The organism is uncultured Pseudoflavonifractor sp. (assembly GCF_944387275.1).
Taxonomy (GTDB): Bacteria; Bacillota; Clostridia; order Oscillospirales; family Oscillospiraceae; genus Pseudoflavonifractor; species Pseudoflavonifractor intestinihominis.
This window is the reverse complement of sequence record NZ_CALXEG010000016.1, coordinates 24,421-41,860: the sequence shown is the minus strand read 5'-3', so window position 1 is coordinate 41,860 and position 17,440 is coordinate 24,421. Positions and strand designations below refer to the sequence as shown.

At 65.8% G+C, this 17,440-nt stretch carries 16 protein-coding genes; 10 read left to right on the top strand and 6 right to left on the bottom strand.

The genetic code is table 11. The features are described from left to right. The first annotated feature begins 235 nt into the window (after positions 1–235). The 3 genes from recG to Q0K23_RS05785 are packed head-to-tail and all read left to right on the top strand — an operon-like array spanning position 236 to position 3,215. A complete protein-coding gene (recG, locus tag Q0K23_RS05795; protein WP_294519091.1) occupies positions 236–2,326 on the top strand; it encodes an ATP-dependent DNA helicase RecG in 2,091 nt (696 codons plus the stop codon). Between the two features lie 27 nt (positions 2,327–2,353). Further along, entirely contained in the window at positions 2,354–2,803 is a 450-nt protein-coding gene (locus Q0K23_RS05790; protein ID WP_294519087.1) for a GNAT family N-acetyltransferase, read from the top strand. Between the two features lie 31 nt (positions 2,804–2,834). Continuing rightward, on the top strand, positions 2,835–3,215 hold the full coding sequence (locus Q0K23_RS05785; RefSeq protein ID WP_294519084.1) for a C-GCAxxG-C-C family protein: 381 nt from the start codon (positions 2,835–2,837) through the stop codon (positions 3,213–3,215). 67 nt (positions 3,216–3,282) lie between these two features. Here Q0K23_RS05785 and Q0K23_RS05780 read toward each other — a convergent pair whose 3' ends face one another. Next, on the bottom strand, positions 3,283–4,722 hold the full coding sequence (locus Q0K23_RS05780; RefSeq protein ID WP_294519081.1) for a DUF4179 domain-containing protein: 1,440 nt from the start codon (positions 4,720–4,722) through the stop codon (positions 3,283–3,285). 2 nt (positions 4,723–4,724) lie between these two features. Beyond that, entirely contained in the window at positions 4,725–5,195 is a 471-nt protein-coding gene (locus Q0K23_RS05775) for a sigma-70 family RNA polymerase sigma factor (RefSeq protein ID WP_294519123.1), read from the bottom strand. A gap of 212 nt (positions 5,196–5,407) precedes the next feature. Here Q0K23_RS05775 and mutY point away from each other — a divergent pair, with 212 nt between their 5' ends. The 5 genes from mutY to Q0K23_RS05750 are packed head-to-tail and all read left to right on the top strand — an operon-like array spanning position 5,408 to position 10,784. Further along, the gene (gene mutY, locus Q0K23_RS05770; protein ID WP_294519078.1) at positions 5,408–6,466 is read left to right on the top strand and encodes an A/G-specific adenine glycosylase; all 1,059 of its coding nucleotides are present in this window, start codon (positions 5,408–5,410) and stop codon (positions 6,464–6,466) included. Positions 6,467–6,480: 14 nt separating this feature from the next. Next, on the top strand, positions 6,481–7,845 hold the full coding sequence (locus Q0K23_RS05765; RefSeq protein WP_294519075.1) for an aldehyde dehydrogenase: 1,365 nt from the start codon (positions 6,481–6,483) through the stop codon (positions 7,843–7,845). Positions 7,846–7,879: 34 nt separating this feature from the next. After that, positions 7,880–8,479, top strand: a complete 600-nt coding sequence (locus Q0K23_RS05760) for a thymidine kinase (RefSeq protein ID WP_294519072.1) — start codon at positions 7,880–7,882, stop codon at positions 8,477–8,479. Positions 8,480–8,484: 5 nt separating this feature from the next. Beyond that, entirely contained in the window at positions 8,485–9,360 is an 876-nt protein-coding gene (locus Q0K23_RS05755; RefSeq protein WP_294519069.1) for a 4Fe-4S cluster-binding domain-containing protein, read from the top strand. A 35-nt stretch (positions 9,361–9,395) separates the two neighbouring features. Continuing rightward, positions 9,396–10,784 carry an MATE family efflux transporter gene (locus Q0K23_RS05750; RefSeq protein WP_294519066.1) on the top strand — a complete coding sequence of 463 codons (1,389 nt, stop codon included), beginning with the start codon at positions 9,396–9,398 and terminating at the stop codon, positions 10,782–10,784. Positions 10,785–10,833: 49 nt separating this feature from the next. Here Q0K23_RS05750 and Q0K23_RS05745 read toward each other — a convergent pair whose 3' ends face one another. From Q0K23_RS05745 to Q0K23_RS05730, 4 genes are read right to left on the bottom strand one after another with little or no spacing between them, the layout of a single operon-like run. Next, positions 10,834–11,736, bottom strand: a complete 903-nt coding sequence (locus tag Q0K23_RS05745; protein WP_294519063.1) for an RluA family pseudouridine synthase — start codon at positions 11,734–11,736, stop codon at positions 10,834–10,836. A gap of 8 nt (positions 11,737–11,744) precedes the next feature. Next, on the bottom strand, positions 11,745–12,212 hold the full coding sequence (locus tag Q0K23_RS05740) for a hypothetical protein (RefSeq protein ID WP_294519060.1): 468 nt from the start codon (positions 12,210–12,212) through the stop codon (positions 11,745–11,747). Between the two features lie 2 nt (positions 12,213–12,214). Further along, positions 12,215–12,433 carry a hypothetical protein gene (locus Q0K23_RS05735; RefSeq protein ID WP_294519057.1) on the bottom strand — a complete coding sequence of 73 codons (219 nt, stop codon included), beginning with the start codon at positions 12,431–12,433 and terminating at the stop codon, positions 12,215–12,217. Continuing rightward, a complete protein-coding gene (locus tag Q0K23_RS05730) occupies positions 12,430–12,633 on the bottom strand; it encodes a helix-turn-helix transcriptional regulator (RefSeq protein ID WP_294519054.1) in 204 nt (67 codons plus the stop codon). Before Q0K23_RS05730 ends, Q0K23_RS05735 begins: the two co-directional genes overlap by 4 nt. Before the next feature lie 188 nt (positions 12,634–12,821). On the opposite strand from Q0K23_RS05730, the gene hemW reads away from it, so the two are divergent. Together hemW and Q0K23_RS05720 are read left to right on the top strand one after the other, a co-directional pair. Further along, on the top strand, positions 12,822–14,051 hold the full coding sequence (hemW, locus tag Q0K23_RS05725) for a radical SAM family heme chaperone HemW (protein WP_294519052.1): 1,230 nt from the start codon (positions 12,822–12,824) through the stop codon (positions 14,049–14,051). A 119-nt stretch (positions 14,052–14,170) separates the two neighbouring features. Further along, positions 14,171–17,353 carry a phosphodiester glycosidase family protein gene (locus tag Q0K23_RS05720; RefSeq protein WP_294519050.1) on the top strand — a complete coding sequence of 1,061 codons (3,183 nt, stop codon included), beginning with the start codon at positions 14,171–14,173 and terminating at the stop codon, positions 17,351–17,353. Positions 17,354–17,440: the final 87 nt, after the last annotated feature.

Below are 17,440 nucleotides of genomic sequence, written 5' to 3'. Positions count from 1 at the left end.
ACGTATACTTCTTCTGCAAAAACAGCTAAGGGAGACGGTAAAAGGGAACGGGCGGTGCGGCGAGCGGGAAGGAGGGACTTAATCCGGGCTGCCGGATGGTAAGGCGGAGAAAAGGAGGAAAGTAGAGGAAAATGAGAAGTTAAGGCGATTCTTAACATCAGAAGGCCGGGAACGCTTGTTTGGCCGCCTGTTTTATGGTAGACTAGGCCTCACAGACTGGAAAGGGGGGAGTACCGTGGCGCTGACGCTGGAGAGCGGACTGAGAGAGCTGCCGGGCATCGGCGACGCCCGGGCCGCCAGGCTGGCCAAGCTGGGTCTGGCCACTGTGGAGAATCTGCTGGGGTACTACCCCCGCAGCTATGAGGACCGGACCAAAATCTCCACCATTGACGGCGCACCAGAGGAACAGCCGGTGTGCGTGGCGGCCTTTGTGGCCGAGACGCCCCGGGTGTCCCACATCCGCAAAGGGTTGGAGCTGGTGAAGGTGAAGGTGGCCGACGAGACGGCGGTGATGACCGTCACCTTCTTCAACCAGGCCTATGTCCGGGATGCCCTGCGCCAGGGGGAGAGCTACATCTTCTACGGCAAAGTGGAGCGGCAGGGCAGGCAGCGGCAGATGACCAACCCGGTCTTCGAGCGGGAGGGAGCCGCCCGGTTCACCGGCTGCATCATGCCGGTCTACCCCCTGACGGCGGGCATCTCTAACAACCTGCTGGCCGGGCTGGCCCGGCGGTGCGTGGACGCTTGCGCCGGGCAGGTGCCCGAGCTGCTGCCCGAGGAGGTGCGCCTGGCCCACAGCCTGGCTCAGGTGGAGTTCTCCTGCCGGAACATCCACTTCCCCGAGAGCTGGGAGTCCCTGGAGATCGCCCGGCGGCGGCTGATCTTTGAGGAGTTTTTCCTCCTGTCCTGCGGCATGTCCCTGCTGCGCACGGGACGGGACCGGGGAGCCGGTCCGGCGGTGGAGAACCGGGATCTGGCCTCCTTCCTGTCCCTGCTGCCCTTCTCCTTCACCGGCGCCCAGCGCCGCACCGTGGACGAGGCGGCGGCGGATATGGCCTCGGGACGGCCCATGAACCGGCTGGTCCAGGGGGACGTGGGCTCGGGCAAGACGGCGGTGGCCGCCGCCTGCGCCTGGCTGGCCTGGCGCAGCGGCTGGCAGAGCGCCCTTATGGCCCCCACCGAAATTCTGGCCGAGCAGCACTTCCGCTCCCTGTCCGCCCTGCTGTCCCCCGCCGGGATGAAGGTGGGGCTGCTCACCGGCAGCATGAGGGCCGCCGAAAAGCGGAAGGCAAAGGCGACCCTGGCGGCGGGCCAGGTGGACCTGATGGTGGGCACCCACGCCCTGCTGAGCGAGGGCGTGGAATTCCACAAGCTGGGGCTGGTCATCACCGACGAGCAGCACCGCTTCGGCGTGGCCCAAAGAGCTGCCCTGGCGGCCAAGGCGGACGGCGGTTTGCGGCCCCATGTTCTGGTCATGTCCGCCACCCCCATTCCCCGCACTCTGGCCCTCATCGTGTACGGCGATCTGGACGTGTCGGTCATCGACGAGCTGCCCCCGGGCCGTACGCCGGTGGAGACCTTTGTGGTGGGGGAGGACAAGCGGCAGCGGATGTACGGCTTTGTGCGCAAGCTGGTGGCTGAGGGCCGCCAGGCCTACATCGTCTGCCCCGCCGTGGAGGAGAACGAGAGCCCCGAGGGGGAAGACGCCTCCGGCGGCCTGGCCGACCTGAAGGCGGTGACCACCTACGCGGAAACATTGAAAACCCAGGTGTTCCCCGACCTGCGGGTGGCCTTTGTCCACGGCAAGATGAAGCCAAAGGACAAGGACGCGGTCATGTCCGCCTTTTCCGCCGGGGACATCGACGTGCTGGTGTCCACCACCGTCATCGAGGTAGGGGTGGACGTGCCCAACGCGGCGCTGATGATCGTGGAGAACGCGGAGCGCTTCGGCCTGAGCCAGCTCCACCAGCTCCGTGGCCGGGTGGGCCGGGGCAAGCACAAGTCCTACTGCGTGCTTATGACCGCCACCCACAGCCAGGACAGCCGGGCGCGGCTGAAGGTGCTGGCCTCTACCACCGACGGCTTTAAAATCGCCGAAGAGGACCTGAAGCTCCGTGGCCCCGGCGACTTCTTCGGCTCCCGGCAGCACGGACTGCCCCAGCTCCACATTGCAGACCTAGCGGGGGACGTGCGGCTGCTCAAGGAGGCCCAGCAGGCGGCCCAGGAGCTGCTGGAGGCCGACCCGGGGCTGGAGCGGCGGAAGCACCGGCCCCTGCTGGAACGGGTGAAGCGGATGTTCAGCGATAACCCGGATATTTTCAACTGACAGATACAGATAGAAAGGAAGGGTAAGATGCTTACCATCAGACCCATGGCGCCCGGAGACCGGGACGCCGTTATGGCCATGGTGACGGACTTCTACCACAGCTCCGCCGTGGAGCATCAGGTGGACCCTGCCACTCTGGAGCGCTCCTTCTGGGACGCGGCAGACCCGGAGCAGCCCCTCATCGAGGGATTGCTGCTGCTGGAGGGGGACACGCCGGTGGGGTACTGCTACCTGACCTGGAACTACGCCTCGGAGATCGGGGGAAAGGTGCTCATCTTCGACGAGCTGTACTTCAAAGACAGCTGCCGGGGCAAGGGCTACGGCAGCCAGGTGTTCCGCCAGGTGATGGCGGCCCACCCCGAGTGCCGCCGGTTCCGGCTGGAGGTCACTCCCGCTAACCAGGGCGCAGCCCGGCTCTACGAGCGGCTGGGGTTCCGCTTTTTGCAGTACGACCAGATGGTACTGGATCAAGAATAAATTCCATACACAGAAAACGAGGGAAACAATCATGACGAAACAGGAACAAGTGAACGCCCTCCGGGCGGACACCACGGTACACTACAACTGCTGCCAGTCCGTGCTCATCCCCTTTGCCCGGGAGTGCGGCCTGAGCCCCGAGACGGCCAACGCCCTGGGCAGCAACTTCGGCTCCGGCATGCGCCGGGGCGCCACCTGCGGCGCGGTCACCGGCGCACTGATGGTGCTGGGCATGACCGGCAAGGACGCCGCCGCCGCCAAGGCCCTGACCGACGCCTTCAAGGCCAAGAACGGCTGTCTGGACTGCGCCCAGCTCCTGGCCGACGCCGCCAAGCGGGGCGAGGCCCGCAAGCCCCACTGCGACCGCATGGTCCGCGAGGCGGTGGAGCTGCTGGAGGAGCTGGAGAAGTAAGCTGATTTTATCCACAAAAATCCCGCCGGGTGTGGAAAATTCCACGCCCGGCGGGATTTCTTATGCTTTATTTCAGGGTCACGGCGATAGGGGTCTCCGGGTCCATGCGCTTGGTAAAGTGGAGGCCGATGTCTACGGTATCCTCCTCATAGCCCACCAGCTGGTAGAGCTCCACAAAGTAGCCCTCGGGGACGGTCTGCTCATCCTCCGTGCCGTACCACAGCCGCTCCACACGCATGACGCTGTGGCCGCCGAAGTCGTGCTCCTCGCCGTCAGGGGAGCGGTAATTGCCACTGCCCACCTGATAAAACACCAGTTCAGAGGTGGATTCCAGGCTCAATATGGCGCTGTCCATCCGGAACTGCGCAGTGGCGCCCTCATTGACCGACGGAGAGAAGGGGGCCAGCAGGGCCATCTCGAGGACGGAGTCACCCGTCCGGTGCACCGCAAGCTCCACACCGTCGGGCAGACTGTCCAGGGCCACGCCCTGCTTCAGGTCCACCGTCACCCACTCCTTCTCAGGCTCCAGCCAGTCCAGACGGGTAATATGAAGGGTCAGGTGGGCGGGATTGGAGAAGAAGGTGGTGTCGCACATCCGGGAATTGCCCAGGCCGCCCACCGAGCCGGAGGGGTTGTCTTCATACTTGTTGCCCATCTCGTCCTCCAGATAGAAGTCCAGGCCCGCCAGAGAGGCAGTGTTGTCCGGGTGTTCCTCCACGGTCAGGCGGCCGTGGGTGGGATAGCTGTCCAGAGCGAAGCGGAGCAGCTGGCCGTCCACCTCCACCCAGTCCCCCATGGGGATGGATACCACATCGTTTAGGTGGGAGGCATCTAGAGGGACCTCAAAGACAAAGTCGCCCACATAGGCGGGGGCCGTCTCCTCCTCATCATCCTCTGGGGTGCTGGCAGGGGCCTGGCGGGAGTGGCTTTGGCCCGTCAGACGGAAGGTGATCCTCAGTACGTCGGGGAAGCGAAAGCTGTCACTCAAAACATGGACAGATGCGGCGCCCACAAGCTCGTCGCAGTCGAAGAGGGTGGAGGAGATGACGTTGCCCTCCACAGGGACGCCGTCCCCATCGGTCAGGGTGGGATGGGCTTCGTAGGAATCCCAGGGCCCGGAGGCCTTCAGGAAGAACTGAAGCTGTCCCTGGTCCAGAATCAGGTATTCCAGGCGCAGAGTGACGCCGTTTTGTATTTGTTCCTGGCCGATATACTGTGCGTAATTGTGCTCCACCGCCAGCTTCAGGCTGGGGGAGAAGGCCACAGCGGCCATCAGCTCCCGCAGCACGGGGATGGCGGAGCAGGCCTGGGCAAAGGGCATAGAGTAGTTGACCAGCAGCACAAAGGCTGCGGCCACCCCTGCCAGACTGGCCGCCGGGATGCCCCACCAGCGGCGCACCCGCCTGCGGCGGAGTCTGGCCCTGGCCCGGTCCACCGTGCCGTCCAGCTCGGGGGGAACCTGCTCCAGCTCCTGGAGCAGGGCGTTGTATTCCTCAGTTCGGTTCATGGTCACACCTCCTCGGTGTCGGTCAATTCCAGTTTCAGCAGGGCCAGGGCCCGGCGCTGCCGGGTGACCACCGTGCCCTGGGGGATGTCCAGAGCCTGGGCGGTCTCGGCCAGGGTCAGGCCGGTGAAGTACCGCAGGATGACCACCGCCCGCAGGTCCTTGGGCAGCCGGGCAATGGCCTCCTTCAGGGGTAGGTTGTCGAAGGCCTCCGCCGCCGTCTCGGGCAGCTCGTCCATGCCGGTCTCCCGGGCCCGGCGGCGCAGCTCGTCGTTGCAGACGTTGATGAGAATCCGGGTCAGCCAGGTGTGGAAGAACTGGGGCTGGCGCAGAGAGCGGCAGGCGGTCAGGCCCTTGTACACCGCCTCGTCCACCGCGTCCAGGGCCATGGACGGGCTGTGGAGATAGAGCAGCGCCGTGCGGTACAGGGCGACGCGGTATTCGTGGGCCTTGTGGGCATACTCGTTGGCGTCCAGAGGGGATCCCTCCTCTCAGTTGAATTGGAGCTCCATTCACCCATTAGACGGACTTGAGGGTTGGTTTGATTGGGACGGTTGAAAAAAGTTTTTCTTCATTATATAATGTCTGCTGGACAGGCCGCAACAGCGGTTGTCCATGGGACAAAAGTCCGATAATTCGGCAAAAATGGCTTTATTGAGCTACTTTTTGGCATGCGCGGAGGTCACCCTTGAGAGAACTGGAACAACTGCCCATCCCCCTGCTGGCCTGGTACCACGAGAATGCCCGGGTGCTGCCCTGGCGGAGCGACCCCACCCCCTACCACGTCTGGGTCAGCGAGATCATGCTCCAGCAGACCAGGGTGGCCGCTGTAATGGGCTATTACAGCCGCTTCATGGAGACCTTGCCCGACGTGGCCGCCCTGGCGGCGGTGGAGGACGACGTCCTCATGAAGCTGTGGCAGGGGCTGGGGTATTACAGCCGGGCCCGCAACCTGAAAAAGGCCGCCGGGCAGGTGATGGAGCGGTACGGCGGAGCCCTCCCCGCCAGCTATGAGGAACTGCTCACCCTGGCCGGGGTGGGGGAGTACACGGCGGGGGCCATCGCCTCCATCGCCTTCGGCATCCCGGTCCCGGCGGTGGACGGCAACGTGCTCCGGGTGGTGGCCCGCATTGCCGGGGACGAGGGGGACATCACCCTCCCCGCCACCAAGAAGCGGATGGGACAGGCCCTCCAGGAGATCATCCCCACCGCCATGCCCGGCGCCTTCAACCAGGCCATGATGGAGCTGGGGGCCACCGTGTGCCTGCCCAACGGCGCGCCTCTGTGCGACAGGTGCCCGGCGGCGGGCTTCTGCGCCGCCCTGGCCCAGGACAAAATCGACCTGCTTCCCGTCAAGGCCCCCAAGAAGGCGCGGCGTGTGGAGGAGCGGACGGTGTACCTCATTTTCCATGAGGGGCGGGTGGCCCTCCGCCGCAGGCCGGAGAAGGGCCTGCTGGCCGGGCTGTGGGAGTACCCCAACGAGCTGGCGGAAAAAACGGATATACTGGAGCAGTGGGGCATTATCCCGACGTCCCAGCGGTGGGGCGGCACGGGGAAACACATCTTCACCCACATTGAATGGCACATGACCGCCCGGATGGTACAGGCGGCGGGGGATACCCTGCCGCCGGGATGGGTGTGGGCCGACAGCCCCGCCCTGCGGCAGACCTATGCCGTGCCCAACGCCTTCCAGTCCTTTGTCCCCCTGGTGGAGGCGGGGCTGGCCGGCGCAGAGACACTGACATAACACAGGAGGAACCTATGGATTTTCAAGCAATGGTAGCCCATCAGCGGGCGTTCTGGAATACCGGCGTCACCCGCAGCGTGGACTGGCGCCTAGAGCAGCTGAAGAAGCTGGAGCATGCCCTGGAGACCAGGGAGGAGAAGCTGTGCGCCGCCCTGAAGCAGGACCTGGGCAAGGCGGCCTACGAGTCCTGGCTCAGCGAGATCGGCATGACCCTGGGGGAGCTGCGCTTTGCCCGCAAGCACCTGAAGAAGTGGACGGCGGCCAAGCGGCGGCCCTCGTCCATGCCCCTGTTCCCGGCCAGCAGCCGGGTGGAGGCCGAGCCCTACGGCGTGGCTCTGGTCATGTCCCCCTGGAACTACCCCGTGCAGCTCACCCTGGTGCCCCTCATCTCCGCCCTGGCGGCGGGCAACTGCGCTGTGGTGAAGCCGTCGGCCTACGCGCCCAACGTGGCCCAGGCCGTGGCCGACCTGCTGGGGGATATCCTCCCGCCCGAGTATGTGTCCGTGGTCCAGGGGGGCCGGGCGGAGAACGCCGCCCTGCTGGAACAGGACTTTGACTATATCTTCTTCACCGGCTCCCCCGTGGTGGGCAAGACGGTGATGGCCGCCGCGGCGCAGCACCTGACCCCCGTCACCCTGGAGCTGGGCGGCAAGTCCCCGGTGATCATCGCCCCCGACGCCAACATCCCCCTGGCCGCCCGGCGCATCGCCTGGGGCAAGTTCCTCAACGCGGGCCAGACCTGCGTGGCCCCCGACCACGTGTATATCCCCAAAAACCTGCGGGACGCCTTTGTGAAGGAGCTGGCCGGACAGATCAGGCAGCTCTACGGCGACGACCCCCTGGCCGGGCCCGACCTGCCCAAGATCATCAACGAGAAGCACTTCCAGCGGGTCTCCGGCCTGATGAAGAGCGGCAAGACCGCCGTGGGCGGCCGCACCGACCCGGCGGCCCGGCGCATCGAGCCCACCGTGCTGGTGGACGTGGCGGAGAGCGACAGCGTGATGCAGGAGGAGATCTTTGGCCCGGTGCTGCCCGTCCTGACCTACGACAGCCTGGACGACCTCATCGCCCGGCAGCAGAAGAAGGCCCGGCCCCTGGCCCTCTATATCTTCACCGGGGACAGGGCGCTGGAGAGGCGCATCGTCGCCGCCCTGCCCTCGGGCGGCGTGTGCGTCAACGACACGGTGATCCATCTGACCAATCCCAACGTGCCCTTCGGCGGCGTGGGCAACAGCGGCATGGGCGCCTGCCACGGCAAGGCCGGCTTCGACACCTTTACCCACTACCGCACGGTGGTGCGCCGGGGTACCCTGGACCTGCCCATGCGGTACGCCCCCTATGCCGGAAAGAACCTGAACGCGGTGAAAAAGCTCATGTGATATGGGCTAATTGTGAGAGAAAGAGGAGAGACGGATGGCAAAGCTCTATTTCCGCTACGGGGTGATGGGCTCCAGCAAGACGGCCAACGCCCTGATGGTGCGGTACAACTACGAGGAGCGGGGACAGGATGCCCTGCTGGTGAAGCCCGCCATTGACCAGCGGGACGGCGCCCGCTTTGTGGCCTCCCGGGCCGGCCTGAGCAACCCCTGCATCTACTTTTCCGATCTGCGCGCCATGTCCCCCCAGGACCTGAAGCCCTATGCCTGCGTCATCGTGGACGAGGCCCAGTTCCTCAGCCGGGAGGAGGTACAGTACCTGACCCACCTGGTGGACGACCTGAACCTGCCCGTCATCTGCTACGGCCTGCGGGCCGACTTCCGGGGGGACCTGTTCCCCGGCTCCCAGGAGCTGCTGGCCTGTGCCGACATCATCGAGGAGATCAAGACCATCTGCTGGTGCGGCAAGAAGGCCACCTGCAACGCCCGGTTCGACGCCCAGGGCCATGTGCTCAAGGAGGGGGAGCAGGTGGTGCTGGGGGCCAACGACCAGTACATCGGCCTGTGCCGCAAGCACTGGAAGGAGGGCAACCTGGGGCCCGACTGGCGCAAGACCCTGCCCGGTGAGTCCAAGTGAGCGCCATGAAGTGCAGCATCTGCCCCCGCAAGTGCGGCGCGGAGCGGACCGAGACCTCCGGCGACGGCGTGTGCGCCATGCCGTCCCTGCCGGTGGTGGCCCGGGCCGCCCTCCACATGTGGGAGGAACCGCCTATCTCAGGTACCCGGGGGTCGGGCACCGTCTTTTTCTCCGGCTGCTCCCTCAAGTGCGTGTTCTGCCAGAACGACTCTATCAGCCACGGCAACTTCGGCAAGACCATCTCCGTGGAGCGGCTGCGGGAGATCTTCTTCGAGCTCATCGCCCAGGGGGCCCACAACATCAACCTGGTCAACCCCACCCACTTCTCCCACGCCATTGCCAAAGCCCTGGCCGAGCCCCTGCCGGTGCCGGTGGTGTGGAACACCGGTGGGTACGACGAGGTGAACACCCTCCGCTCCCTGGAGGGCAAGGTGCAGATCTACATGCCCGACCTGAAGTACCTGGATTCCGCCGCGGCAGCGCGGTACTCCGGCGCGCCCGACTACCCGGAGAAGGCCACGGCCGCCATCAAAGAGATGGTGCGCCAGACCGGCCCCTATGAGCTGGACGGGGAGGGCCTGCTGAAAAAAGGCGTGCTCATCCGGCACCTGATCCTGCCCGGCCGGGTGCAGGAGGCCAAGGCGGTGATGGACTATGTGTCGGAGCAGTTCCCGCCCCACACCGTCCTCTTCTCCCTCATGAGCCAGTACGTGCCCTGCGGCCGGGCCCCGGAGTACCCGGAGATCAACCGCCGGGCCAGAAACTCGGAGATCCGGGCGGCGGAGGAATACTTCTCCGCCCTGGACCTGGACGGCTTCACCCAGGAGCTGCTCTCGGCCACCGAGGGCTTTATCCCGGATTTTGACCTGACCGGGGTGTAAGACACCACGCCGGAGACGAAAGGACGATTCAAGGCTTGAAATGGAAACAACGGGCCGGGGGCCACCGCATGGGCACCATGTGGCGGCTGTCCTGGCCCGCGATCATGGAACAGATCCTGGCCACCATGGTCAGCTATGTGGACACCGCCATGGTGGGTGCCCTGGGCGCGGGGGGCACGGCGGCGGTGTCGGTGAACGCGGCGTCCATCTGGCTCATCAACGGCATTCTGGCCGGTGTGGGCGTGGGCTTCTCGGTGCAGGTGTCCCACGCGGTGGGCGCCGGGGACGACAATCGGGTGCGGCAGGTGCTGCGGCAAAGCGTGCTGGGCGCCTTTGCCTGCGGGCTGATCGCCCTGACGGTATACCAGCTGCTGGCCGGGTTCATCCCCCTGTGGCTGGGGGCCAAGCCCGACGTGTACCCCGCCGCCGTGGCCTATCTGCGGTGCTACACCGCCGCTCTGCCCTTCGCCTCGGCGGGCATTGTGTTCTCCGCGGTGCTGCGGTGCATGGGCAACAGCAAGGCCCCCCTCATCCTCAACACCCTGGCCAACCTGCTCAACATTGTGCTCAACTTCTTTCTCATCTACCCCACCCGCCCGGCAGAACTCTTTGGCCGGGCGGTCACCATCCCCGGCGCAGGGCTGGGGGCCGCGGGCGCGGCCATCGCCTCCGCCATCGCCCTCACCGCCTCGGGCGTGGCCATGGTGTGGGTGGCCCTGCGTCAGGGGGACCGGTACCGGGTGCGGCTGCGGGAGGGCCTGAGGCCCGACGGGCCCATCCTCCGCCGGGCGGCCATGCTGGGCCTGCCCTCCGCCGCCGAGCGGGCCACTGTGAACCTGGGCCAGATCGCCATGACCGCCCTGGTGGCCCACCTGGGCACCGTGGCCCTGGCGGCCAATCAGATTGCCACCACCGCCGAGGGGCTGTGCTACCTGCCGGCCTACGGCATCTCCTACGCCGCCACCGCCCTGGTGGGCCAGTCGGTGGGGGAGGGCAGCCGGGAGGACGCCGAGGCCTACGGCACCCTGTCCGGCCTGCTGGGCTTCGGGCTGTGCGTGGGCACCGGCGTGCTCCTCTTCCTGCTGGCCGCGCCTCTGGCCGGGCTGTTCAACACCGACCAGGCCGTGGTGGATCAGGCCGCCATGGTGCTGCGCATCGTGTCGGTGGCTGAGCCCTTCTTCGCCGCCTCCATCGTGTTCACCGGCGCACTCCGGGGCGGACAGGACGTCCGCTTCCCCATGGTGGTCAGCCTGGTGTGCATGTGGGGCGTGCGTATCGCCCTGGCGCCTCTGCTGGTATTTCAATTCGGCATGGGACTGGAGGCGGTGTGGATCGCCATGGCCGTGGACCTGATCCTCCGGGGCATCCTGTGTACCTTCCGGTGGCGCAGCGGCCGCTGGCGGAAATACTGCGGACTTGCATAAGAAAAAACGGGTTTTGAACGCACATCTGCGCGTTCAAAACCCGTTTTTGTTATTCCTCCGGCACCAGAGCAGCCATATCCTGGGGGAGAGGTGCGGTAAAGGCCATGGGCCTGCCGGTGATGGGGTGGGTGAAGGCCAGCTCCGCCGCGTGGAGGGCGGGGCGGGGGATGAGGGAAGGGTCCTCGGTGCCGTAGAGAAAGTCCCCGGTGAGGGGGTGGCCCAGGTGGGCCATGTGGACCCGGATCTGGTGGGTGCGGCCTGTCTCCAGCGCCAGACGCACCAGGGAGCGGCCATTCCCGGTGCGCAGGGTCTGGTAATGGGTGACGGCACGCTGGCCGTCTGGCCGCACGGTTCGGGCCAGCACGGAGCCCTCCAACCGGCCGATGGGGGCGTCGATGACGCCGGAGAGGGGCTCCGGCGTGCCCTCGCACACCGCCAGGTACACCCGGCGGAAGTTGGGAGTGTGGAGCTGCTCCTTGAGCACCTCCTGGGCGTGGCCGTGGAGGGCCACCAGCAGCAATCCGGAGGTGCCCCGGTCCAGCCGGTGGACCGGGTGGAAGTCCGCCAAAATCCCCTGTTTTTTGTAATAATCCATCAGAAAATTACCAATTGTATCGGAATAATGGCCTGGGCCTGGGTGGACGGCCACGCCGGGGGCCTTGTTGAGCACCAGCACGTCCTGGTCCCGGTACACGATGTCCAGGGGGCCGGGAGCGGGGACGATGGCGTCGGATACCTCCGTGTCCCCCACCACCACAGACAGCACCTGCCCGGCCCGGACCCGGTCCCCAACCGTGGCCCGGACACCGTCCAGCAGGATGCCGTCCTCCAGCCGCTTCACCCGCCGGATGACCGTCCCCGACAGGGCCAGGGGTCCCCGGAGCAGTTCGTCCACCTTCCAGCCGGTCTGCTCAGGGGTTACGGTGAGGTTGAGCCGCCGGGGGGAATCCATACCGCCGCTCACAGCTTGTGGTTGTAGTAGGCCACGGAGGAGAGGAACACCGCGAAAAACACCGCGGCGGTGGCGATAAGGGTGAGGAACACGGCGAAGTTCACTGCAATGGACACCATCATGGCCACGTAAATGAGTATGATGAGCACCAGCGCGGTGAGGGAGACAGCCCGGCGGGTCACCTCGTGGCCCCGCTCATCGGTCTCCTTGATCTCGGAGGCCCGCAGCTTCTTGGGGTCCTTCATGGTGCGGCGGGTACCGACCAGCCCCGCCACGCCGCAGACGGCGATGCCGGTGCCGAAGCCGCCGTAGAAGCCCATGGCCATGTCGGGCAGGGGCGCTTCCATGTAGGCCAGAATAAAGCCCGCGCATGTGGCGGCCAGGCCCAGGACGATGCACAGCCCAAAGAGCCAGCACCGGCGGCGGAGCACCTCCAGATAGTCGCCGTGGCCGGCGGAAAAGAGACGAAGGATCATGGTCAAAACCTCCTTAAAATGTTGGCTTTCCAGACGCGGAGCGGGCGGGCCAGGGGGGAGAACAGGAAGAGCCCCACAAGGCCCAGGGCTGCCCCCGCGCCGCACAGAAAGGCACAGGCTCCGCCGGGCAGCAGGGACAGGCGTCCGGCGGCGGTTCCGGCGCAGAACAGCAGGACGCCAAACCGGAACAGAGGGGGCAGGGGATGTCTGGGCCGGTTCATGTCTCATCCTCCTCAAACAGAAACAGCTCTTCAATGGTCAGGTGGAAATATCGGGCCAGCTTGTGGGCCAGCAGCAGGGAGGCGTTGTACCGCCCGTTCTCCAGGGAGATGATGGTCTGCCGGGTGACCCCCACGGCCTCGGCCAGCTCCTCCTGGGTGACGCGGCCTTCCTTCCTTAGCTGGGCGATGCGGTTCTTCAAGGCATACAGTCCTCCTTGTGAAAAAGTAAAGCTTGCTTTACGATAAAAGTATAGCATACTTTACATGGAAGTCAAGGGGAAATGGAAAAAATTCCGTTGTCCGGAAAATTCACATTTCCGGCCTTGAGTGAGGGGGGCGGAGAGGGTATAATACCTAATTTAGAAACCAAGGAACGAGGTGCCCCTCTATGACGGAAAAGCTGGGTATTTACATCCATATCCCCTTCTGCCGCAGCAAGTGCGACTACTGCGACTTCTACTCCCTGGCGGGGAAGGAGGACCGGATGGACGACTACCAGAAGGCCCTGCTGGCCCACATCAAGGAGACGGCGCCCTTTGCCAAGGGATATCAGGTGGACACCATCTATTTCGGCGGCGGCACCCCCAGCTTCTACGGGGAGAAGCGGATCGCCGAGCTGGTGCGGGCGGTGAAGAAGCGGTTTGACGTGAGCCGGGAGGCCGAGGTGACCATGGAGGCCAACCCGGACAGCGTGGACGCAAAGATGCTGCGGCGCCTCCGCCGGGCCGGGGTGAACCGGATCTCCCTGGGGGCCCAGACCGCCTGCGACCAGGAGCTGCGGGCCATTCACCGGCCCCACACCTTTGAGCAGACCTGCCAGGCGGTGGCCGCCGTCCGGGAGGCCAAGATCAAAAACCTGTCCCTGGACCTGATCTACGGCCTGCCCGGCCAGGACATGGCCTCCTGGCAGGAGAGCGTGGAGCAGATTCTGGCCCTGAAGCCGGAGCACCTGTCCTGCTACGGGCTGAAGGTGGAGGAGGGCACCCCCCTCTGGCAGCGGGTGTCCCGGGGCGAGGTGCTGCCCGACGACGATACCCAGGCGGACATGTACCTGTGGATGGTGGACCGGCTGGAACAGGCGGGATACCGGCAGTATGAGATCTCCAACTTCGCCCAGTGCGGCTACCAGTCCCGGCACAACCTGAAGTACTGGATGGGCAAGCCCTACCTGGGCCTGGGCCCCGGCGCCCACTCCGACTTCGGCGGCCGGCGCTACTCCTTTATCAAGGACCTGGACGGCTACATCTCCGGCGTGCTGGAGGGGGGCGCGGTCATCGACGAGTCCGAGCTCATCCCCAAGCGGGAGCGGGGCGGCGAATACCTGATGCTCCGCATGCGCACCACCCGGGGCATTGAGGAGTGGGAGTACCGCAGGCAGTATTACATGAACTTCGAGCCCATTGAGCAGAAGCTGGCCGAGTTTGAGCACCACGGCTGGGCCGCACGGCAGGATACCCGCTGGCATTTCACCCCCCAGGGCTTTCTCATCTCCAACCAGCTCATCGGCGAGCTGCTGGAGGTCCAGGAGAAGGCGGCGCTCTCCGAGCTGCTGCCCAAGGCCAGGGCGGCCTTCGGGAAGAAAAAGCCGGGGGACGAGGGGAAAAAGCCGGAGAACTGACGAAAGAATTCTGGTATTACCAGGAGATAGCCTGTTTACAATAGAGAAAGATTATGTTAACATAATGGGACATAAGTCCAACCAATGCAGCGCGTAACCACGCATGACAGGAGGAGAGCATGAAGCCAATTTTCAGACGCACCATTGCCCTGGCGCTGGCCGCCGCCCTGGGACTTGCCCCGGCGGCGTGGGCCTCCGAGGCGCTGGGACACGACATACAGACCGGGACGGTGAACCTGTCCGCAGGCACTGAGCTGACGCACCAGATCTTCTGGAGCGATACATACTCGGATCTGCGGACCGAGCGGTATTTCACCTACACGCCCAACAAGAACGTGACCCCCGTGGTGGCCTACGGCGACAAGGTCACCAGCCGGGAGACCCTCACCACCATGGCCCAGCGGCTGGAGGGCGAGGGCAAGCGGCTGGTGGGCGGCATCAACGGAGACCTGTACGTGATGGCCACCGGCGAGCCCCTGGGCACGGTCATCACCGACGGCGTGCTCCGCTCCGTGCCCGGCACCAACAACCAGGGCTACTACGCCATCGGCTTCCGCAGCGACGGAACCGCCTTCATCGGCAAGCCCGACCTGACGGTGACCGCCACCTTCCACAACACCACCTTCCAGGTGACCGGCGGCATCAACAAGGTCCGGCTCAGCGACGGCATGGTCCTCTTTACCGACGACTTCGGCGCCACCACCCAGAACACCCAGCCCGGCGTGGATGTGATCCTGACCCCGGTGCTGGACGACGTGGGGGAGAGCGTCAACGTGGACCTGGACGTGTCCAAGCAGAGCCAGGAGGCGGCGGAGGACAGCACTTCCGCCTCCAGCGGTGAGGACATCACCGGCTCCGAGGACCTGACCGGCGGGTCCCACACCGGCAACGAGGCCGACCCGGCCAAGGAGGTCAAGGGCACCCTGACCCAGAGCAGCGAGTTCATGATCGGCAGCCGTGTGACCTACAGGGTGGAGCAGGTGCTGGAGTCCACCGGCTCCATCGCCATCCCTGAGGGCAAGGTGGTCCTGTCCATCAACAACCAGGCCAATTCCTACTGGCTGTCCAACGTGAAGAGCCTCAAGGCGGGCGACCTGATCGACATCGACGTGACCACCACCGACAACATCTGGCAGGAGGCCGACCAGGCCATGGGCGGACTGTACAAGCTGGTCACCGCCGGCAAGGTGGAGAGCGGCCTGCCCTCCGGCCAGACGGCCTACACCGCCGTGGGCGTGAAGTCCGACGGCACCGTGATCTTCTACACCATTGACGGCAAGCAGCCCGGGTACAGCGTGGGCGCCAGCCTGACCCAGGTGGCCATGCGCCTGGTGGAGCTGGGCTGTGTGGACGCCATCAGCCTGGACGGCGGCGGCTCCACCACCATCGGCGCCACCGCCCCCAACGGGGACAAGCTGGGGGTGCTCAACAAGCCCTCCGACGGCAGCCAGCGGGCCAACAGCGTGGCCCTCTTCCTGGCCACCGACCTGAAGCCCACCGGAGAGCTGGGCAGCTTCTATGTGACCCCCAGCGAGGCGCTGGTTCTCTCGGGGGCCCAGGTGCAGCTCACCGCCACCCCTGTGGACACCTCCTACTATGCTATGAGCACCTCCGTGCCCGTCACCTGGTCCATCCGCAACGGGGACGGCTCGGTGGACACCAACGGCCTCTTCACCGCCGGCAGTGAGAGCGGCACCACCCAGGTCACCGCCGCCAGCGGCACGGCCAGCGGGTACACCACCATGACCGTGGTGAAGAAGCCGGACAAGATTACCATCTCCAGTGAGGCCAGCGGCGCGGCCGTCACCTCGGTCAACCTGGAGCCGGGCGGCACCCTTGACCTGAAGGCCAGCGCCGTCTACCGCACCCTGGCCCTCACCGCCCAGGACACCTGCTTCACCTGGACCCTGGACCCGGCGGTGGGCACGGTGGACGCCAACGGCGTCATCACCGCCGGCGACAAGACCGCCAGCGGCAGCCTGACCGTGTCGGCGGGGGGCACCACCGTGACCATCCCGGTCACCGTGGCGGGCCATGTGAAGATCCTGGAGACCTTTGAAAAGAGCATTGCCTCCGTGGGCGGCACGGCGGCGGTCCAGCTCAGTCAGGAGACCGCCTCCGACTACGTCCACAGCGGCAGCGCCAGCCTTCGGGTGGCCTACGACGCCAAGACCGCCGGCACCGCCAGCCTGACCACCACCCTGACCATCGCCGAGGGGGAGAAGCGGCTCAACCTGTGGATCTACGGCGACGGCTCGGGCAACAGCCTCACCGCCACCATCGCCGACCTCCAGGGCGCCACCAGCGAGGTGGCCCTCACCAGCCTGAACTTCACCGGCTGGAAGTACGTCTCGGCTCAGCTGCCCGCCAACGCCGCCGCCATCCGGTCCATCAACTTCATCTACGGCGGCGGGGAGAGCACCGGCGGCACGGTGTACCTGGACCAGCTCACCACCTCCAACGAGGCCATCCAGGACACCACCAGCCCCACCGTGTCGGTGAACCTGTCCGGCGGCATTACCGCCGTGGTGTCCGACGACGTGGACAAGCAGTTCGACAAGAGCCAGATCACCCTGACCTATGACGGCAAGACCATGGACTTCACCTGGAATGCCGCCAACTCCACCCTGACGGCCACCCTGCCCGCTGCCGACAACGGCCTCCACCGGGTGACGGTCACCGTGTCCGACGCGTCGGGCAACCTGGGCCGGGGCAGCGCCACCCAGAGCGCCGCGGGGACCGCCACCTCCGCCTTCACCGACACCCAGGGCCACTGGGCCGCCAGCTACGCCGATTACCTCTACCAGCGGGGCATCACCACCGGCGTGCCCAATGAGGCCGACGGCACCCTCCAGTTCCAGCCCGACCGGACCATCACCAGAGGGGAGTTCTTCGCCATGGTGGCCCGCTGGCTGGGGGTGGACATGAGCCAGTACAGCGATGTGACGCTGCCCTTTGTGGACGCGGCCCAGATCCCCGACTGGGCCCTGGCCGGGGTCAAGACCATGTACGCCCTGGGGTATCTGAAGGGGAGCAGCGACGGCGCGGGCAACCTGAGCGCCAACGCCGCCGCCACCATCAGCCGGGCCGAGGCCATGACCATTCTGGGCCGGGTCCAGGCCCAGGGGTACGCCCAGGCCGAGCTCACCTTTGACGACGCCGCCAGCGTGCCTGACTGGTCCCTGGCCTACGTCAAGACCCTGGTGGCCCAGGGGGTCATCAGCGGCTATGAGAACAAGATCATGCCCTCCGACCCGCTCCGCCGGGGCGAAGTGGCCAAGATGCTCTTTACCATGACCTGATCGCTCGGCAGCGGCCTATAGAGAATATGGGACCCCACGGCAGGAGGCAAAAACAGCCACCTGCCGTGTTTTTCTGCCCCTTTCGCT

Coding starts and splice junctions, on each gene's coding strand:
- Q0K23_RS05755 (WP_294519069.1), top strand. CDS start 8,485: ATGAAGTGCAGCATCTGCCCCCGCAAGTGCGGCGCGGAGCGGACCGAG.
- Q0K23_RS05720 (WP_294519050.1), top strand. CDS start 14,171: ATGAAGCCAATTTTCAGACGCACCATTGCCCTGGCGCTGGCCGCCGCC.
- hemW (WP_294519052.1), top strand. CDS start 12,822: ATGACGGAAAAGCTGGGTATTTACATCCATATCCCCTTCTGCCGCAGC.
- Q0K23_RS05780 (WP_294519081.1), bottom strand. CDS start 4,722: ATGAACCGAACTGAGGAATACAACGCCCTGCTCCAGGAGCTGGAGCAG.
- Q0K23_RS05785 (WP_294519084.1), top strand. CDS start 2,835: ATGACGAAACAGGAACAAGTGAACGCCCTCCGGGCGGACACCACGGTA.
- Q0K23_RS05790 (WP_294519087.1), top strand. CDS start 2,354: ATGCTTACCATCAGACCCATGGCGCCCGGAGACCGGGACGCCGTTATG.
- Q0K23_RS05740 (WP_294519060.1), bottom strand. CDS start 12,212: ATGATCCTTCGTCTCTTTTCCGCCGGCCACGGCGACTATCTGGAGGTG.
- Q0K23_RS05760 (WP_294519072.1), top strand. CDS start 7,880: ATGGCAAAGCTCTATTTCCGCTACGGGGTGATGGGCTCCAGCAAGACG.
- Q0K23_RS05735 (WP_294519057.1), bottom strand. CDS start 12,433: ATGAACCGGCCCAGACATCCCCTGCCCCCTCTGTTCCGGTTTGGCGTC.
- Q0K23_RS05765 (WP_294519075.1), top strand. CDS start 6,481: ATGGATTTTCAAGCAATGGTAGCCCATCAGCGGGCGTTCTGGAATACC.
- Q0K23_RS05745 (WP_294519063.1), bottom strand. CDS start 11,736: ATGGATTCCCCCCGGCGGCTCAACCTCACCGTAACCCCTGAGCAGACC.